At 64.1% G+C, this 16,716-nt stretch carries 12 protein-coding genes and 2 pseudogenes; 7 read left to right on the top strand and 7 right to left on the bottom strand.

Annotation, left to right across the window (positions count from 1 at the left end; all coding sequences use genetic code 11):
• Window positions 1-279 (bottom strand): annotated as a pseudogene (locus tag ACEWQ0_RS03295) (anthranilate synthase component I); the annotation flags it as partial.
• A 335-nt stretch (window positions 280-614) separates the two neighbouring features.
• Window positions 615-1,274, bottom strand: a complete 660-nt coding sequence (gene rpe / locus ACEWQ0_RS03290) for a ribulose-phosphate 3-epimerase (protein ID WP_476484469.1) — start codon at window positions 1,272-1,274, stop codon at window positions 615-617.
• Here rpe and ACEWQ0_RS03285 point away from each other — a divergent pair.
• Both ACEWQ0_RS03285 and ACEWQ0_RS03280 read left to right on the top strand, forming a co-directional pair.
• Window positions 1,273-2,205: a phosphoribosylaminoimidazolesuccinocarboxamide synthase gene (locus tag ACEWQ0_RS03285; RefSeq protein ID WP_476484468.1), complete on the top strand. Its 933-nt coding sequence runs from the start codon at window positions 1,273-1,275 to the stop codon at window positions 2,203-2,205. The genes rpe and ACEWQ0_RS03285 overlap by 2 nt on opposite strands.
• On the top strand, window positions 2,198-3,481 hold the full coding sequence (locus tag ACEWQ0_RS03280) for an O-antigen ligase family protein (RefSeq protein ID WP_476484467.1): 1,284 nt from the start codon (window positions 2,198-2,200) through the stop codon (window positions 3,479-3,481). The genes ACEWQ0_RS03285 and ACEWQ0_RS03280 overlap by 8 nt, the downstream gene beginning before the upstream one ends.
• Here the strand turns inward: ACEWQ0_RS03280 and ACEWQ0_RS03275 are convergent.
• Together ACEWQ0_RS03275 and ACEWQ0_RS03270 are read right to left on the bottom strand one after the other, a co-directional pair.
• Complete coding sequence (locus ACEWQ0_RS03275; protein WP_476484466.1) at window positions 3,457-4,545, bottom strand: hypothetical protein; 1,089 nt, start codon at window positions 4,543-4,545, stop codon at window positions 3,457-3,459. The genes ACEWQ0_RS03280 and ACEWQ0_RS03275 overlap by 25 nt on opposite strands.
• Window positions 4,542-5,471 carry an LpxL/LpxP family acyltransferase gene (locus ACEWQ0_RS03270; RefSeq protein WP_476484465.1) on the bottom strand — a complete coding sequence of 310 codons (930 nt, stop codon included), beginning with the start codon at window positions 5,469-5,471 and terminating at the stop codon, window positions 4,542-4,544. Before ACEWQ0_RS03270 ends, ACEWQ0_RS03275 begins: the two co-directional genes overlap by 4 nt.
• Between ACEWQ0_RS03270 and waaA the strand changes: the two genes are divergently transcribed.
• Entirely contained in the window at window positions 5,470-6,804 is a 1,335-nt protein-coding gene (waaA, locus tag ACEWQ0_RS03265; RefSeq protein WP_476484464.1) for a lipid IV(A) 3-deoxy-D-manno-octulosonic acid transferase, read from the top strand. The two genes, ACEWQ0_RS03270 and waaA, sit on opposite strands and share 2 nt — an antisense overlap.
• A gap of 10 nt (window positions 6,805-6,814) precedes the next feature.
• On the opposite strand, the gene ACEWQ0_RS03260 is transcribed toward waaA, so the two are convergent.
• Together ACEWQ0_RS03260 and ACEWQ0_RS03255 are read right to left on the bottom strand one after the other, a co-directional pair.
• Window positions 6,815-8,170, bottom strand: coding sequence for a TolC family outer membrane protein (locus tag ACEWQ0_RS03260; protein ID WP_476484463.1), 1,356 nt, complete (start codon window positions 8,168-8,170; stop codon window positions 6,815-6,817).
• Window positions 8,171-8,197: 27 nt separating this feature from the next.
• Window positions 8,198-8,857, bottom strand: a complete 660-nt coding sequence (locus ACEWQ0_RS03255; protein WP_476484462.1) for a protein-L-isoaspartate O-methyltransferase family protein — start codon at window positions 8,855-8,857, stop codon at window positions 8,198-8,200.
• A gap of 227 nt (window positions 8,858-9,084) precedes the next feature.
• Here ACEWQ0_RS03255 and ACEWQ0_RS03250 point away from each other — a divergent pair, with 227 nt between their 5' ends.
• The 3 genes from ACEWQ0_RS03250 to ACEWQ0_RS03240 all read left to right on the top strand — a co-directional run bounded on the left by ACEWQ0_RS03250 (window position 9,085) and on the right by ACEWQ0_RS03240 (window position 11,606).
• Window positions 9,085-10,983, top strand: a complete 1,899-nt coding sequence (locus ACEWQ0_RS03250; protein WP_476484461.1) for a gamma-glutamyltransferase family protein — start codon at window positions 9,085-9,087, stop codon at window positions 10,981-10,983.
• 66 nt (window positions 10,984-11,049) lie between these two features.
• Complete coding sequence (locus tag ACEWQ0_RS03245; RefSeq protein ID WP_476481147.1) at window positions 11,050-11,289, top strand: addiction module protein; 240 nt, start codon at window positions 11,050-11,052, stop codon at window positions 11,287-11,289.
• 2 nt (window positions 11,290-11,291) lie between these two features.
• Entirely contained in the window at window positions 11,292-11,606 is a 315-nt protein-coding gene (locus tag ACEWQ0_RS03240; RefSeq protein WP_476481146.1) for a hypothetical protein, read from the top strand.
• Between the two features lie 1,451 nt (window positions 11,607-13,057).
• On the opposite strand, the pseudogene ACEWQ0_RS03235 reads toward ACEWQ0_RS03240, so the two are convergent.
• Window positions 13,058-13,642 (bottom strand): annotated as a pseudogene (locus ACEWQ0_RS03235) (vWA domain-containing protein); the annotation flags it as partial.
• A gap of 236 nt (window positions 13,643-13,878) precedes the next feature.
• On the opposite strand from ACEWQ0_RS03235, the gene ACEWQ0_RS03230 reads away from it, so the two are divergent.
• Window positions 13,879-16,662, top strand: coding sequence for a protein kinase domain-containing protein (locus ACEWQ0_RS03230; protein WP_476484460.1), 2,784 nt, complete (start codon window positions 13,879-13,881; stop codon window positions 16,660-16,662).
• Window positions 16,663-16,716: the final 54 nt, after the last annotated feature.

The raw sequence follows: 16,716 nt of genomic DNA, 5'->3' as shown, positions 1-16,716 counted from the left end.
CGGGTCGACGTCATCGCGGCGCTCGATCACGCGACCGTATTCCAGCGACTCCAGCGCGCGCCCGGTGGCCCGCCAGGCGCGGCGGCACGGCAGGCCGATGATGGAATACCGGCCCCAGTTCTCGCCGCCCTCGACCGATTCCAGCAAAAAGGCGCTGGGCCCGTCAGCCAGCTTCAGATAGACCGACAGCGGCGTATCCAGATCAGCCGCAACGGAGCGCCAGACCGGAATGCGGTTGTAGCCCTCGCGGGCGAGTTGTTCGAAGCGGGCCGAGTTCACTTGTGCACCACTGGAATCTAAAGAGGCAATTATTGTATGCGCCCGGACGGTGGTCTTGTGATGAATAGCCGGCATTGGCGGACAGTTGCTTCAAAACCTTGCAAACGCGAAGGGCAAAGCCAGAAAACCGTGGAACCACGGAATACACGGAAAAAAACTGGTTTGATTTTGAGCAGGTTTCGGTGCGTTGCGCGGTCGTGTTGCTCGACCGCCCGGGAAGCCGCAAGGTCGACCTTCAAATTCCGTGGTTTCCGTGGTTTCGATAGTTTTCTTGTCTTTCCCTTCGTGTCCTTTGCTGCTTTGCGTCTTCGCGTTTCAAAGGTTTTGCCCGTTCTCTATTCCCCCCGCAGCGCGCTAATCACTTCACCATAGTCGGGCTGCCCGAAAATGGCCGAGCCGGCCACCAGCGTATCCGCTCCGGCCGCGCGGACTTCGGCGGCGTTGTCGGGCTTGACGCCGCCGTCGACTTCCAGGCGGATGTCGCGGCCGGATTCATCGATGATCCTGCGCGCCTGCCTGAGCTTGTCCAGGGCAGCGGGGATGAATTTCTGCCCGCCGAAGCCGGGGTTGACCGACATGATCAATACCAGATCGATCTTGTCGATCACCCACTCGAGAATATCCAGCGGAGTGGCCGGATTGAAAACCAGACCGGCCTGACAACCCTGCTCCCGAATCAGCGCCAGCGAGCGATCAACGTGCTTCGTCGCCTCCGGATGAAAGCTGATGACGCTGGCGCCGGCCTGCGCAAAATCCGGAATCAGACGATCCACCGGCTCGACCATCAGGTGCACATCGATGGGCGCGGTGATGCCGTGGTTGCGCAGCGCCTGGCAGACCATCGGGCCAATGGTCAGGTTGGGCACATAGTGGTTGTCCATGACGTCGAAGTGCACCCAGTCGGCACCGGCTTCGAGCACGTTCTGAACTTCTTCGCCCAGGCGGGCGAAATCGGCGGAAAGAATGCTGGGTGCGATCAGCGTTGATTGCTTCATGACTGCAGCGGATGCGTATAATTCGGGGCTGACCTTTATTGTACCCGCCAACGTGAGCGACTATTCCGCCCCGCCACTGGAGATGCTGCACCAGGGCAAGGTGCGCGACATCTACGCTGTCGACGACGATCGCCTGTTGATCGTCGCCTCTGACCGCCTGTCCGCCTTTGACGTGGTGCTGCCCGACCCGATTCCCGGCAAGGGCGCAATGCTCACGCAGGTCTCGAAGTTCTGGTTCGACAAGTTTGCTGATCTGGTGCCCAACCACCTGCTCGAAGGTGATCTGGCCGATATTGTCGGCAGCCGCGAGCTGGCCGCCGAGCTGGAGCCGCGCAGTATGCTGGTGCGGCGGCTGAAGTCGCTGCCGGTCGAAGCCATCGTACGCGGCTATCTGGCCGGTTCGGGCTGGAAGGAATACCGGCAAAGCGGCGGCATCTGCGGTATCGAGCTGCCCGCGGGCATGGAGCAGGCGGCCGCCCTGCCCGAGCCGATCTTCACGCCTTCGACCAAGGCCGCGGTGGGCGACCACGACGAGAACATCGACATGGCGGCCATGCAGAAGACGGTGGGCACCGACCTGGCGCTGCGCATCCGCGACATTTCGCTGGCCATCTATCGCCGCGCCGCCGCGTTCGCGCGTGATCGCGGCATCATCATCGCCGACACCAAGTTCGAGTTCGGCGTCGATCGCGACGGCGAGCTCTACCTGATCGACGAGCTGCTCACGCCCGACAGCTCCAGATTCTGGCCGGTTGATCAGTGGCGTTTGGGCATCAGCCCGCCGAGCTTTGACAAGCAGTTCGTGCGCGACTATCTGGAAACCCTGGACTGGGACAAGACCGCACCAGGCCCCAGGCTGCCCGCCGAAATCATCGCGCAGACGGTTGCGCGCTATCGCGAGGCTGAAAGCCGACTGCTGGACGATGACTGATCCGGGCATTCTGCGCGTGGCGGCTGACTCGATCTTCAGCCGTCTGACCGCGACCGTGCTGTTTCTGACTTTGGCGCTGGGCCTGGCCGTTCCCGGTGCGCTGGATTTCGGCACCGCGGCGCTGGTCGTGATGGCCATCGCCTGGCTGACCGTCGGCGGCCACTGGCGATCACAGGGGCTGCACCGGCTCGAGCGGCTGTTCGTGATCGCCGTGCTGGTGATTCTGCTGGCCTGGTTTGCGGCCTGGGGGCTGCACGGCTTTCCCGCAGCGGCCACCAGCACCGCCCAGCGCCTGCCCAAACTGCTGGCCATGGTGCCGCTGTTTCTGTTTCTGCGCCGCGTTGACGGCCTCGAGCCGGCCTGGTGGGGCGGCATGGTGCTCGGCGCCTTTGTCGCCGGCGGCTATGCGCTGTGGTTCACCTTCAGCGGGCAGCTTGGCGAGTATGGCGGCCGGGTCCCCGGGCCCACCAACCCGATCTACTTTGGCGGTTTTGCCATGGCCTTTGCGCTGATGCTGATACCGCGCCTGGCCGATGGACGCCAGTCGGGCCGGGGGCGCGTGCTGACCGCCGCAGCGATCGTGCTGGCCTTCGTGGCCAGCGCCCTGTCAGGTTCGCGGGGGGCCTGGCTGGCCATTCCCGCACTGATGGGCGTGTATCTGTTCACCGCCGGCGCCGGCCAGCCGTTTCACTGGCGCGTGGGCATTCCACTGCTGATTCTCAGCCTGGCTCTGGCGGTTCTGCTCAACCCCTGGCTGCCGATGAACGATCGCCTGGATGAAACCCTGGCCGAGCTGGCCATTGTCGCCGCCGGGCAGGACGGCAACGGCGGCCTGGGGCTGCGATTTCAGCTCTGGGAAATTGCCGGCAGCCAGATCGGCGCCGAGCCCTGGACCGGAGCGGGTCCGGGCAGCTTCCGCGCCGCTCTGGTCGAATCAGTGCAGGCCGGCAACCATGGCGACACGCTGCTGCGCTACGACCATCCGCACAACCAATATCTTTCCGCGTGGATTGCCGGCGGCATCGGCCTTTTGGTGGCGCTGCTGCTGCTTTTGGCCAGCCCCGTCCTGCTGGTGTTGAAACTGAGCCGAACCTATTCGCGCCGCTGTCGCTATCTGGCCTGGAGCGCGCTGGCCTTCGGCGTGGTATTTGCCGTCCTGGCGCTGTCGGAGTCGCTGTTCGAACGCAACCACGGGCTGACCTGGTTCATTCTGCTGACCGCCGCGGGCACCGGCCTGACCGTGGGCGGCAACTATCCGGGCAGGCGCACCGACTGAGCCAGCGCCAGCAGCCGGCGCGCCACTTGATCGGTATCATCGGCCGCGTTCCCGGCTTGCGGCTGACAGGCGCCCGGTTTCGTTTCGTCGAGCAGCGCCATTGCGGCCGCACTCAGGCTCGCCGGGTTCAGCGCCGCCGCCCGTGCACGGCCGCTGCGCTGCAGCAGCCTGACCCGACGGGGCTGGTCGCGCCCGCCCACCGCCGTGACCACCAGCGGCACCCCGGCCGCCAGCGCCTGCTCGGAGAGCATGTTGCCGCAGCCGATGACCGCCAGCCGCGCCCGGCCCAACAACGCTCCCAGCGCAGCGGTCGGCAGCGAGGGAATCACCGACACCGGCGCCGTCGTATCGGCAGCCGGATCCAGCTCGCCGCGATACTGCGGCCCCAGTACCACCACCGCCGGATACCCGGTTGCAGCCTGAAAGCGCCGGGCAGCGGCCGCGAACAGCTCGGGCACTGGTCGGCCGGCCTTCTGGTAGCCGCCGCCACCGGCGACGAAAAGCGCAAAGCCCTCAGCGGGCAGGCTTGCCATCCACGGACTCAGGCCGGCTGGATCGGGCCGCGGCACGATGGAGCGAGCCAGCGCCACTTCCACATTACGGTAGCGCTTCAGAAGCAATCGCTCGTACAGACGCAGGCGCGGCGGGAACGAAAACGAGTCCACGATCACATGCAGATCCATCCAGCGCATCTGGCGCGGGCGAAAACCCTTGGCGCGCTTGCGCGGGCGATTGCTGATCCACACCACGCGGCTACCCAGCGCCTGCGCCATCCGGAACTGCGCCACTCGTCCGCTGCAGTCAAACACGCTCAAGGCCGGGCGGCGAGCCTCGAGCAGCGCAATCACTTCATCGCTGGCCCGAGCCGGTGTGGCCGACAGTTCGTGGTAGGTCAGCCGCTCATCGCGCTCAACCCGGGCGCGATGATCCAGCATGAAGGCGATATCAAGCCCGGGTCGGCAATCGAGCATGGCCCGCGCCAGAGCCAGGCAGCGGTAGTATTCACCGCTGCCGCCGGGGCCGCTGGCCGGCGCAAACAGCACTCTGGTTGCCCTGGCGCTCAAGCGCGCTGCCTTTTTCGCCGCCTGCGGCTGCGGCGCCGGCGAATGCCCGCATAGCGGTCGGGCTCGCCCGGCGGCGCGGTCTTGAAGCGGCGATGCACCCAGAAATACTGGGCCGGGTCCTTGCGGATCTGGCGTTCGAGAAAGGCGTTGAAGCGGGTCAGATCGTGCGCGTCATCGCCGCTGGGAAAGTTCTCGAAAGGCGGTTCGATGATCACTCGAACCCGGCCGCTGTCATCGTCGCGAACCGGATACATCGGCAGCACCACGGCATTACCCATGCGCGCCATATTGGGAATGCCGGTGGCCGTTGCCGTGGCCAGCCCGAAAAAAGGCGCAAAGGCCGAACGCTTGGGACCAAAGTCCTGATCGGGCGCATACCACAGCACCTTGCCGGCGCGCAGATGACGCACCATGGCGCGCAATTGGTCGCGCCGAAACATGCCGGCCGCATAACGGCGGCGGCCGCGATTCTGAAAAGTCTCGACGGCCTGGTTGCGCTGCGGTCGATAAACGCCCCAGCTGACGGTCCGCTCGCCCAAAAGCCGCCCGCCCAGCTCCAGCGAGGTGGCGTGACCGGTCAGCAGCAGAACTCCCCGGCCGGACTGGCGGGCGCGCTCGAAGTGCTCAAGCCCCTCGACCGTTCCGAACCGTTCGTCCAGGCGGCCCGGGCGGCACCAGGCAATGGCGCCCTCGGCAAGCATTTCGGCCAGAAAACGAAAATGCCGACGGCGCAGACGACGGCGCTTGCCTTCGTCCAGCTCAGGGAAACACAGCGCCAGATTGCGATCGACAATCCGTCGGCGCGAGGGCAGAACCAGCGCAAACAGCGGTCCCAGCGGTCGTACCACGGCGCGGGCCACGTTGGGCGGCAGGCGCCCGAGCAGGCGTACCGGCTGGAGTAGCAACCAGGTCAGAGAATCGGTCATGCGTTTTTCAGGCTCGTTTCATTTGTCAGCGACATCGGGCCGCGCTTGTGCCGGCAGGCAATGCATTAAACTCCCCGCCATCATGCTTGCAGTTTACCGTTTGCTTGTTGTACTCGTCCTGCCGCTGGCCCTGGTGTGGCTGCGCTGGAAAATCGCCGGCCCCGCCGAGCTGCGCGCGCGCTGGCGCGAGCGCCTGGGGCAGATCCCGCCAACGGCAGAGCAGCCGGTGCTGTGGCTGCACGCCGCCTCGGTGGGCGAAGTCAACGCCGTGGCTGCCCTGGTCAATGCCCTGCTCGAGCGCTTTCCGGAGCGTCGGCTGGTCATCAGCACGGTCACGGTCACCGGCCGTGCCGAGGCAATCCGCCGCTTTGACGACCGGGTCGAAACCGTATTCGCGCCGCTGGACACGCCACTGGCGGTCAGCCGCTGGCTCAAGCGCCTGCGTCCGCAGCTGGCCATGGTAGCCGAAACCGAGATCTGGCCGGAACTCTATCGCGGCTGCGCCCGGCGTGGCATTCCGATAGTGCTGGTCAACGCGCGCCTGGCGCCTTCGGCTATGCGGCGCTACCGGCGCTTTCGCTCGCTGTTTGCCAGCGCTCTTTCCGCTGTCAACCTGGCCGTCTGTCAGAGTGAAGACGACGCCGAGCGCTTTCGGCAGCTGGGCCTGGATGAAAACCGGGTGGCCATTTCCGGCAACCTCAAGTTCGACCGCGCCCTCCCCGAGGAACTGGGTGAGACCGTTCGCCGGCTGCGTGACCAGTGGGGCGAGCGGCCTATCTGGGTGGCCGGCAGCACCCGGCCGGGTGAAGAAGCCATCGTGCTTGAAGCTCATCGATTGCTTCAAAAAAGCCACCCCGACGCGCTGCTGGTACTGGCACCCCGCCACCCCGAGCGCAGCGAAGAGGTTCGCGCGCTGCTTGAAGACCTGGCACTCACACACGGCGGCATCGACGAGACCATCGGCCCGGATGCTTCCGTGGTGCTGGTCGATCGGATCGGCGTATTGATGTCGTGCTATGCCGCGGCCCCGGCGGCCTTCGTCGGCGGCAGTCTGGTCAATATCGGCGGCCACAACCTGCTCGAACCGGCCGCTCTGGGCAAGCCCGTAATCGCCGGGCCACACCTGCATCAGCAGGCGGATTCGGCTAGCGCCCTGCGCGCCGGCAACGCGCTGATCGAGGTCGCGGACGCCGAGCAGCTGGCAGCGGCGGTAAACAAGATATGGGATGACCCGCAGTACGCGCTGGAATACGGACGCGCCGCGCTTGAGGTAGTGGAAAAGGGGCGCGGCAGCGTTCGCCGCACCCTGAGATTCATCGAAGGCTTTCTCTGACCCCCCCGGATCAGTTCGCGGGGCTGACCAGCAGCTCGTTGACGCGCGCCAGGTCTTCTTCGTCCAGCACGCCGGCCGACTGGCGCAGGCGCAGCTGGTTGAGAATGAACTGGTGGCGGGCGTCGGAGTAGTTGCGTTCAGCCTGGAAGAAGCGCTGCTCGGCGTTGAGCACGTCCACAATGGTTCGCGTACCAACTTCGAAGCCGGCGTTGGTCGCTTCCAGTGCGCTATCGGCTGAAATCAGTGCCTGACGGCGCGCCTCGACTTCCTGAATACCGGCCACGATGGCGCGGTAGGCGGTTTCGGTCTGGCGCTTGATCGCGCGCTCCGTGGCCGACAACGTGGCATCAGCCGCGCGCAAGAAGTAGCCGGCCTGATGGCGGCGGGACTGGGTGGCGAAGCCGGAGAAGATCGGGACGTTCAGCGTCACACCCACTTCCCAACCGGTATTCTTCAGCTTGAAAGGTCCCGCCTGCTGCTGGGTCTGAGCCAGGAATTCGTTGTCAGTGAACTCTGAATAACCCGCCGTCAGGTCAAGCGTCGGCAAGTGCCCCGCGCGGGCAATGCGGAGATCGGCCTCGGCGACGTCCACTTGCGAGCGCTGCTGCAGAATTGTCGGGTTGAATTCCAGCGCCCGGCTCACCCATTCCTCGACGTTGGCGGGATCGGGCATCTCGAGCGGGATTTCCTGGGCCAGGCGAGAGAAGTTCTCAAACCATGCGCCGGCGATCTCGCGCAGCGCGTCGCGGGCATCCTCGAGCAGATTCTCGGCAACGATGACGCGGGCGCGGGCAGCATCATAGACGGCACGGGCTTCGTGCACATCGGTAACCGCGGCCAGGCCGACTTCAAAGCGCTGCTCGGCCTGCTCGAACTGGCGCTTGAGCGCGGTTTCTTCGGCCTTGGCAAAGCGCACCGAGTCAAGCGCGGTCAGCACGTCGAAGTAGCCCTCCGAGACGCGGAACAAAAAATCCTGCCAGGCCTGCCGATACTCGGCCTCGGCCGCGCTGACCTGCGCACGGCCGCGATCGAGCTCACCGTAGTTGGCGTCGTCATAAATACTCTGGCGAAGCTGAACCTGCCAATTCTGGGTGTCGACATCGACAGAGGGGCTCGTTTCGCCTGCCATCGTGCGTTTACCGGAACCCCGGGTCACACCGGCCGATGCATTAACGCTGGGCAGCAGGCTGGCGCGAGCGATCGCTGGGATCTCGCCAGCGGCGTTGAGCCGCTGCTCGGCGGCGCGGATTTCGGCGTCGTGGCTCTGCGCCAGCTCATAGACGCCGATGAGGTCCACGGCATTGGCCGTGCTGCTCAGCCCCAGGGCAAGGCCCAGTGCCAGGAAGACTTGCTTGCGATTGATCATGTTGATTCCGGCTTGAAAGAAGTGTGATCAGAATTCGAACTGCGGCCGATCTTCAGCGCCGATCAGGCGCGGCAGGTCGGTGTCGAAAAGACTGTCGATCTGCCAGTGATCGTGTTCGGTGAGAGTCATCGAGATGGCCTCCATCACCGGACTGAAGCCGCGCACGGCAAACAGACGGCCACCGGGCTTGAGCCACTGGCGAAAGCGCTCGGGCACTTCGGCTGCCGAGGCAGTTACCGCGATCGCATCAAACGTCTCGCCGGGGTCGAAATCACCGAGGGCATCGGCCTGTCGCGTCTCGATGCCTTCAATGGAAAGACGACCAAACCGGCGCTTGGCCCGCTCGACCAGTTCCTCGTGAATGTCGATACTCAACACCGAGGCACCCAGATGCGCCAGGCAAGCGGCCATGAAACCCGAACCGGTGCCGATTTCAAGCACGCGCTGGCCGGGCTGAACCCCAAGGGCCTGCAGCATGCGACCTTCCTCGACGGGCTTCATCATGACCTGGCCCTGCGGCAGAGGAATGCGCAGGTCGGAAAAAGCCAGGCGACGATAGTCCGACGGCGCGAAGTCCTCGCGCGGGACCTCACGCAGCGCCTCGAGCGTGTGCGGATCAAGCACTTCCCAGGTGCGCACCTGCTGCTCGACCATGTTGAAACGAGCCTGTTCGAGATTGAGCGACATTTCAGTTCCAAGCGATTTGGGTCAGATTCTGCAGCGCTATTGTACTCGCTTGGGCCTCAAGGCAACTGTGCCACTTGTCATGCAATGAGGCCGATGCGGAGAAATGGAAGCGCGGATCATATTTGGCGTCCGTTGCCGCGAAAAGCAAGGTTTGGCGACCGGACGACGCAGGCGCTGGCGGCAGTCGGCTGCTATCATCCGCAGGCATTCACCGCGCGGAGCGCCCTATGCCCTCGAAGTCCGCAGTCCTGATTCGCTTCCTGTCCAGCGCCGCGCTGGCGCTGTTGATCACCACCACCGCCGCACTGGCCCAAGACACTGTAAAGCCGGTTCTCCACGGCAAGCACTGGGTCGCCATCACTGGCAAACCGCTGGGCGCGACCGCCGGAGCAAAGATGTTCGAGCGCGGCGGCAACGCTGTCGACGCCGCGGCGGCCATGCTGGCGGCCACCGCCACCATGTGGGACACGCTTGGCTGGGGCGGCGAGACGCAGGCACTGATCTACAATCCGAACACCGGCCAGGTGATCGGCGTCAACGGCCTGGGCGTCGCCCCCACCGGCGCCACGCCGGAATTCTTTCGCGAACAGGGCATGCAGTATCCGCCCGAATACGGTCCGCTGGCCGCGGTCACGCCCGGCACGCCGGGTGCGCTGATGGTGATGGTCGCCGAATATGGCAAGCTCAGCCTGGCCGAAGTACTGGCGCCGGCCATCGAAATGGCCGAAGGCTATCCAATCGAAGCCGCCCAGGCCGACAACATCGAAAACCGGCGCGAGGTGCTGGAGCGCTGGCAAAGCTCGATCGACGTCTTTCTGCCCCACCATGACCCCGACAATCCGGACCAGCGCGCCGCACCGCGCGCCGGCGAAGTGTTCGTGCAGAAAGACCTGGCGGCCACGCTCAAAAAGCTGGTCGAGACCGAACAGCAGGCGCTGGAAGACGGCAAAAGCCGCAAACAAGCTATCCAGGCCGCTTACGACCGCTTCTACAGCGGCGATATCGCCAACGAAATCGTCAGGGCCACACGCGCGGCCGGCGGCCTGTTCACCCGTGACGACCTGGCCGACTGGGAGGTCAAGCTGGAACAACCGGTGACGACGAACTACCGCGGCATCGACGTCTACAAGCTGACCACCTGGACCCAGGGCCCGGTGATGCTGCAGGCGCTCAACATCCTGGAAGGCTTCGACCTGAAAGCCATGGGCTACAACTCGAAGCGCTACATCCACACGCTCTACCAGGCCATGAATCTTGCCTTTGCCGACCGCGACTTCTACTACGGCGACCCCTCGACGCCGCCACAGGAGCCCATCGAAGGCCTGCTGTCGAAAGAATATGCGGCCGAGCGCCGCAAGCTGATCCCCGAAGACCATAATCTAATCGACTACCTGCCCGGCGACCCTTACAAGTACCAGGCCGGCGACAACCCTTATGAACAGCTGCGGCAGAACTGGCAGCTTGTCCCGCCCGCGGCCGAAGCCGAGGGCGAAGCCGGCTTCCAGCAGGCCGGCCTGATGTCCTTCGAGGAAGGCTTTCTGGCCGGCACCACGGCCATCCAGGCCGCCGATGCCGAAGGCTGGGTGGTATCGGTCACCCCGTCGGGCGGCTGGGTACCGGCCTTCATCGCCGGTGACACCGGCATTGGTCTGAGCCAGCGCATGCAAAGCTTCGTGCTCGACGAGGCGCTCAATCCCTACAACGTGGTCGCGCCGGGCAAACGCCCGCGGGTCACACTCACGCCCTCGCTGGCGCTGAAAGACGGCAAGCCGCTGATGGCCTTCTCGGTGCAGGGCGGCGACACCCAGGACCAGAACCTGCTGCAGTTCTTTCTCAACATGGTCGAATGGGACATGAACGTGCAGCAGGCCGCCGAAGGCCGGCACAACATCATGAGCTACCAGATGCAAAGCAGCTTCGGCGCCCACCAGGCTGAACCCGGCCGCATCGAAGTGCCGCGCTCGCTCTCACCCTACGCCACCGACCAGCTTCGCAAGATGGGCTACGACGTCGATCTCGTCGAGCGCGTCTACAACCCCACCCAGGCCATCTGGTTCGATTTTGATAACGGCACCATGCAGGGCGGCGCCAGCGACTACGGCGAGGACTACGGGATTGCGTGGTAGTCCAATCCGTTGCTGTCATGACCCCACAGCGAGTAGAATTATTCAGACCAGCTTGCTGGAGTTCTCATGACCGCTAGAGCGCTTGACCAACTTCGTTCCGAAATCCTGTCCCTGCCCGAGACTGAAAGGGCTGAGCTCGCTCATGCCCTGATCCAAAGCCTGGATTCCCCCGCAGAAAGCGATGTCGAAAAGGCGTGGGATCACGAGATAAGCCGCCGACTCAAGGAAATCGACGAGGGGCAGGCTGCCCTCATGGATCGCAGCGAATTCCGAAGGAGAATGCACGCAAAACTACTCGAGGCCTGACGGTGCCAACAGTCCGGATTCTTCGACAGGCTGCGGAGGAAGCTGAAGCAGCAGCTGGTTGGTACGAACAGGAAAGGGAAAACCTGGGGCAAGATTTCTTCCAGGCGATCGAAGCTGGAATCCAGCTTATTGAAGACGACCTTGTACCTCTTGTTTCAATGCCGGGTCACGCCGGCAGCCTGGGCGCCAAGCGGCTTATCCTGCGCCGGTTCCCCTACGACATTGTCGTCGTAGAAAGGCCGGGGGAAGTGATCGTGATTGCTTTCGCTCATCACGCCCGCAAGCCCGGCTACTGGCGGAATCGAATTGCAGAGTGATCTCGGGCTCGGTGAACGGAATGCAGAAAAGCGCCGGACAGCCACCTGTCCGGCGCCTTCGCGTCGATCTACTCCACGCGCACCGGTGTGCTCGCAATCGCGTTGCCGCTGGCATTGAGCAGATAACGCACTTCGTAGTTGCCCGGCGCGTCAGGCGCTTCAAGCCTGCCAGTGGTTGCGTTGTCGGTGCGAATATATCGGTCATCGGCATCTGCCGGTGCGTCGACCGGAACGATGACGACCTTGTCGCGCGGATGCACGGTGCGGTTCCAGCTCGCTTCGAAGCGCGAACCCGCTGAAACGCTCCCCGGTGCCGACACAGTGACCTCGGGTTCGGTAAGCGTGATGGGTGCTGCGGCAATTGATTGGCCACTGGCCGACAACAGGTAGCGGATTTCGTAATCTCCCGGTTCGGCGGAGGTATCCAGACGGCCTGAGGTGGCGCTGCCGGTACGCAGATAGTCGCGGTCGGCGTCGGCTGGCGCGCCAGCCGGCACGATAGTGACCTTGTCGCGCTGATGGATTGTATAAGTCCACGATACGTCGACACGGCTGCCGGCAACCGCGCTCTCGGGCCCTGAAACACTGGTTTCAGCTTCAGTGACCGTCAGCGGCGCCGAGGCAATGGCCTGGCCATCTTCGTTGCGCAGATAACGCACCTCATAGTCGCCCGGCTCGGAGGGTGCCTGCAGGGTGCCGTCGCGAGCATCCTTGACCCGCAGGTAGTCGCCACTGGCATCCGCTGGTGCACCGGCCTCAACTATCGTCACCTTGTCGCGCGGATGGATCACATCGCTCCACTCGGCCGTCAAATTCGAGCCGGCGATCACTGATTCAGGGCCCGAGATGCTCAGCGTCTTCTCGACAAGCTGGATCGGCGTGCGGGCCACGGCAAGCCCGTGGGAGGCCAGCAGATAGCGCACCTCGTACTCACCCGGTTCGGAGGGTGCCTGCAGACGGCCAGACTCGGCATTGCCGGTACGCAGATAGTCGCCATGAGCGTCATCGGGTACATCAGCCGCGACAATAGTGACCATATCGCGCGGGTGGACGGTGCCAGTCCACTCGACCGCAAAACTCGATCCGGCGGTGACAGTTTCCGGGGCCGTAACCGTCACCGCAGTCTCGGTGAGTTCGATCGGCGTGCGGGCCACCGCCTGACCCGTGGCACTGGCGACATATCGCGCCTCGTAGGGCCCCGGTTCGCCGGGGGCACGCAACACAGCCATGCTCTCCTGGCCCACGCGCTTGTAGTCGCCGCGCGAATCCGGCTCGGCGTCGGCGGGCACGATCGTGACCAGGTCGCGCGCGTGAACCTCCTCACCTAGCCAGCTTACTTCCACATTCGAACCGGCCACGGCCGTTTCAGGCGCGTTGATCGTGACCTCGGGCTCGGGCACTTCTTCGGTCGCCATCTTGCTGACTTCACCAAGTGCGGCCTTGAGGCCGGCTGCGTCGCGCGCGGCAAAGAACTGCCCGCCGGTGTTGTCGGCGATGCAGGCAAGCTGCTCCTGGTCGGCATCGCCGATATCGAAGCCGATCACGTGCGCGGTGAAGTTGATGCCGGCCTCAGCCAACTCGCTGGCCGCGGCGCAGGGGTCGGCATTGCAGGTCTCCAGCCCGTCGGAAATCAGAATCACGTTGGCTGGCGCATCGCGGTACTTCAGCTCTTCGGCGGCGTGGCGCACAGCCGCGGTCAGCGGCGTCTTGCCCCTGGGTGTGATCGCCTCGATCTGCGCCAGAAGCGCCTCGCGATCGACCGGCCCCGGCGCAACCACCGTCTCGATATCGTTGCAGTCACCCTCGCGCCGATGGCCGTAGGCCACCAGCCCCAACGGCTCGGCTTCATCCCAGTCACGCACGAGATCGCCCAGCACCCGCCGAGCGATCACCACCTTCGCCTCACCCTCGATCTGCCCCCACATCGAATTCGAGGCGTCATAGACGATGACCGTGTCGGCGTGTGCGCCCGAACAGAGCCCGGCCAGCGCGAAAAGACCGGCAAGCCAGCCGGTGCTGCGAATTGAAGAGATCATGCGTGCCTTCCTCTGATTTACGACACCCGATCTTACGTAAGCAGGCTCCAAATCAGGACACCGTCGGTCAAACTACTGCTCTTCAGGCGGCAGCCAATCGCTCTAGCCCAAGCGATTTACGACACCATTTGGATATAGCGGCATGGAGAGCACCGTAAATATCATCCCGTGACGGTTATTGCATAATGGCGACTTCTCTCACGGACACTCAACTGTGTCCGAGCGCAAGCAAGGCCATGAGCGACAAGCGACGCGACGACGACCAAACCCGGCTCGAGCAGGACGCTACCCGCGTACTCGGCAATGCTGTCGACGGCACCGAAACCGGCAGCGCGCAGGATAAGCTGAAGCTGCCCGGATACCAGGTAATTGAAAAGCTCGGCCGTGGCGGCATGGGCCAGGTTTTTCTTGCTCGGCAGCTCGAGCCGGTTGATCGCGAAGTAGCGATCAAATTGATCCAGCAAAGGATCCACAACCCGACCAGCGAGGTGCGGTTTCTGGTCGAGCGCCAGGCTCTGGCTCAGATGCATCACCCGGCGATCGCGCAGATCTTCGATGCCGGCACCAACCCCGATGGTTTCCCGTATTTCGTCATGGAATACGTGCGGGGAGAAACGCTGACGGCCTTCTGCAACCGACAACAGCTCAGCCTGAAGGATCGGCTGGCGCTGTTCGTGCGCATCTGCCATGGCGTATCACATGCCCACCAAAAAGGCATCATCCATCGTGACCTCAAGCCAGGCAACCTGCTGGTCACCGTAATCGACGGTGTGCCGCAACCCAAGATCATCGACTTCGGCATTGCCGCCACGGAAAGCTCGGCCAGCGAGCGCCGCCACCAGGGCACGGCCGGCACGCCCGTGTACATGAGCCCGGAGCTGTTCGACGAAACTACCGGTATCGACATCCGCGCCGACATCTACTCGCTGGGCGTGATCCTGTGCGAGTTGCTGACCGACTGCCGACCTTACTCCACGGAATTGTTTGCAAAGACGGACACGCGCATTATCCGCGAGCGCCTGGCCAGGCTGCATGCCCCGGCCCCATCGCAGCTGCTTGAATCCGAGGACGCTGACCCGGCAAGTGCGGCCAGAAATCGCAGCACCACACCCGGACGCCTGGTGAGGCAGCTTAAAGGCGACCTCGATGCCATCGCACTCAAAGCCATTGCCCATGATCGCGAACAGCGCTATCCCGGCGTTCCGGAGCTGGCCGAAGATGTCCGCCGCTATCTCGACCGCCAGCCGGTGCATGCGGTTGACGGCGGCCGGCTCTACTTCGCCCGGCGGTTCGTCCAGCGCAATGCTCTGGCGGTGACTGCAGCCTGCCTGGTAGCCATCTCGCTGACCGCCGGACTGACCCTGGCGATCCGCGGCATGACCGAAGCGCTTGAGCAACAGCAAATTGCCGAGACCCGCTCGGCAGAGCTCAAGCGTATGGTCGATTTTCAGCAGACCATGCTCGGCGACCTGCAGCCGCGCGAGCTGGGCCAAAGCTTTGTCGAGCGGCTGCGCAAGCAGCACGCGCAGTCATTCGACCACGATGCCAATGAGGACACGGTGGCAGCAGGCATCGAGGCCTTCGATCTGGCCGTGAGCCGAATCAACCCTACCGATCTGGCCCAGGATCTGCTCGACGAGTTCATGATGCAGCGCGCCATCGACAGCATCGAGTCCGACTTTGCCGACGAGCCAAAGCTGCAGGCCGACCTCTACGAGACCGTGCGCGATATCTATGTCGACGCCGGCATGATCGAGCGCAGTCTACCGCTGGCCGAGCGCGTGGTCGATCTGCGCCTGAATGCCCTGGGCCTCGATGCGACTGCAACGCTGCAGGCCCGCCAGCGCCTGTATCGGCTGCTGGGAAGGCTGGCCAGGTACGAGGCGGCACAAGCCGAGCTTGACGAGATCACGCCGCGCCTCGACCCGGACAATCCCGACCAGCTGCGCCTGCGCCATACCATCCACGACAGCGTGGCCAATCATCTGGCCAACACCGGCCAGTACGACGACGCCGTGGCCAAGGCCCGCGACAACATCGGGCTGGCCGAACGCGAACTCGGCCGCCACCACGCCTTTACCGTGCGCGCCATCAACACCCTGGGCTATGTGCACGCCAGATCCGGGAATATCGAACAAGCGCTCGAACACTTCCGGGCCAGCGCCGATCGCGCACGCGGCCACTTCGAGCCGCATGACGACGCCTACTACAGCGCCCGGCTCAACGTCGGCGCGGCGCTGGGCGCGCTGGGCCGGATCGAAGAAGCCTACGCGATCGAACGGGAAGTCTACGAAATCCTCGCTGATCACTACGGCCGCCGCCACGACTCCACGCTGAGAGTCATGAACAACATGGCGCTGAGCCTGATGGACCTGGAGCGCTTCGATGAAGCCACCGCCATGATGCAGGACATTCTGCGCTACACGCGCGAAGCCTGGGGCCCGCACAGCCCGATCACGTTGAGTTCCATCCAGAACCTGGCCGAGCTCTACCTGCGCACCGGTCGTGCGCAAGCAGCGCTGAAAGAAGTTGAACCAGTCATTTCATGGCGCGAACGTCTTCTGGGTGAAGATCATTCAGATGTCACGACCTCCCGCTTTCTGGCAGCAAAAGCCGCCCTCGCCCTAGAGCAAAGCGACCAGGCCCTGGCCTGGCTGGAACCCGTACTTACATACCAGCTCGAAACGCTGGAACCCGACGACCCTCGACTACTTCAGACCCTCCGCCTGACCGCCGACATCCATCAGCAGGCAGGCGACATGCAGGCCGAGACCATGCGGCGTCGGCAAGTCGCGGAACAGATCGCCGGCAGCGACGAATCACCGGGGCCTGACAACATCGTCTCGGCCCTGCGCTTGCTTGAACTTTACCAAAGCGACGGCAATGCCGAACGTATCGAAGCACTGACCGGTAATATCGAACGCTGGCTGGAAACCGGCGGCGAGGAACTCGATGAGCTGCGCGAGCGTTATCTTCGAGGCGCTGGAGACAAGATCGCGGATGCGGTTTCAAGTGGATGAGAAAGTTTTGTGCCGAATCCGACCTCAAGCAACCAGCGGGCGAATCAGCTCGAA

Source organism: Wenzhouxiangella sp. YN9 (genome assembly GCF_056324165.1).
The sequence above is the reverse complement of the archived record's forward strand: the minus strand, read 5'-3'. Positions and strand labels throughout refer to the sequence as shown.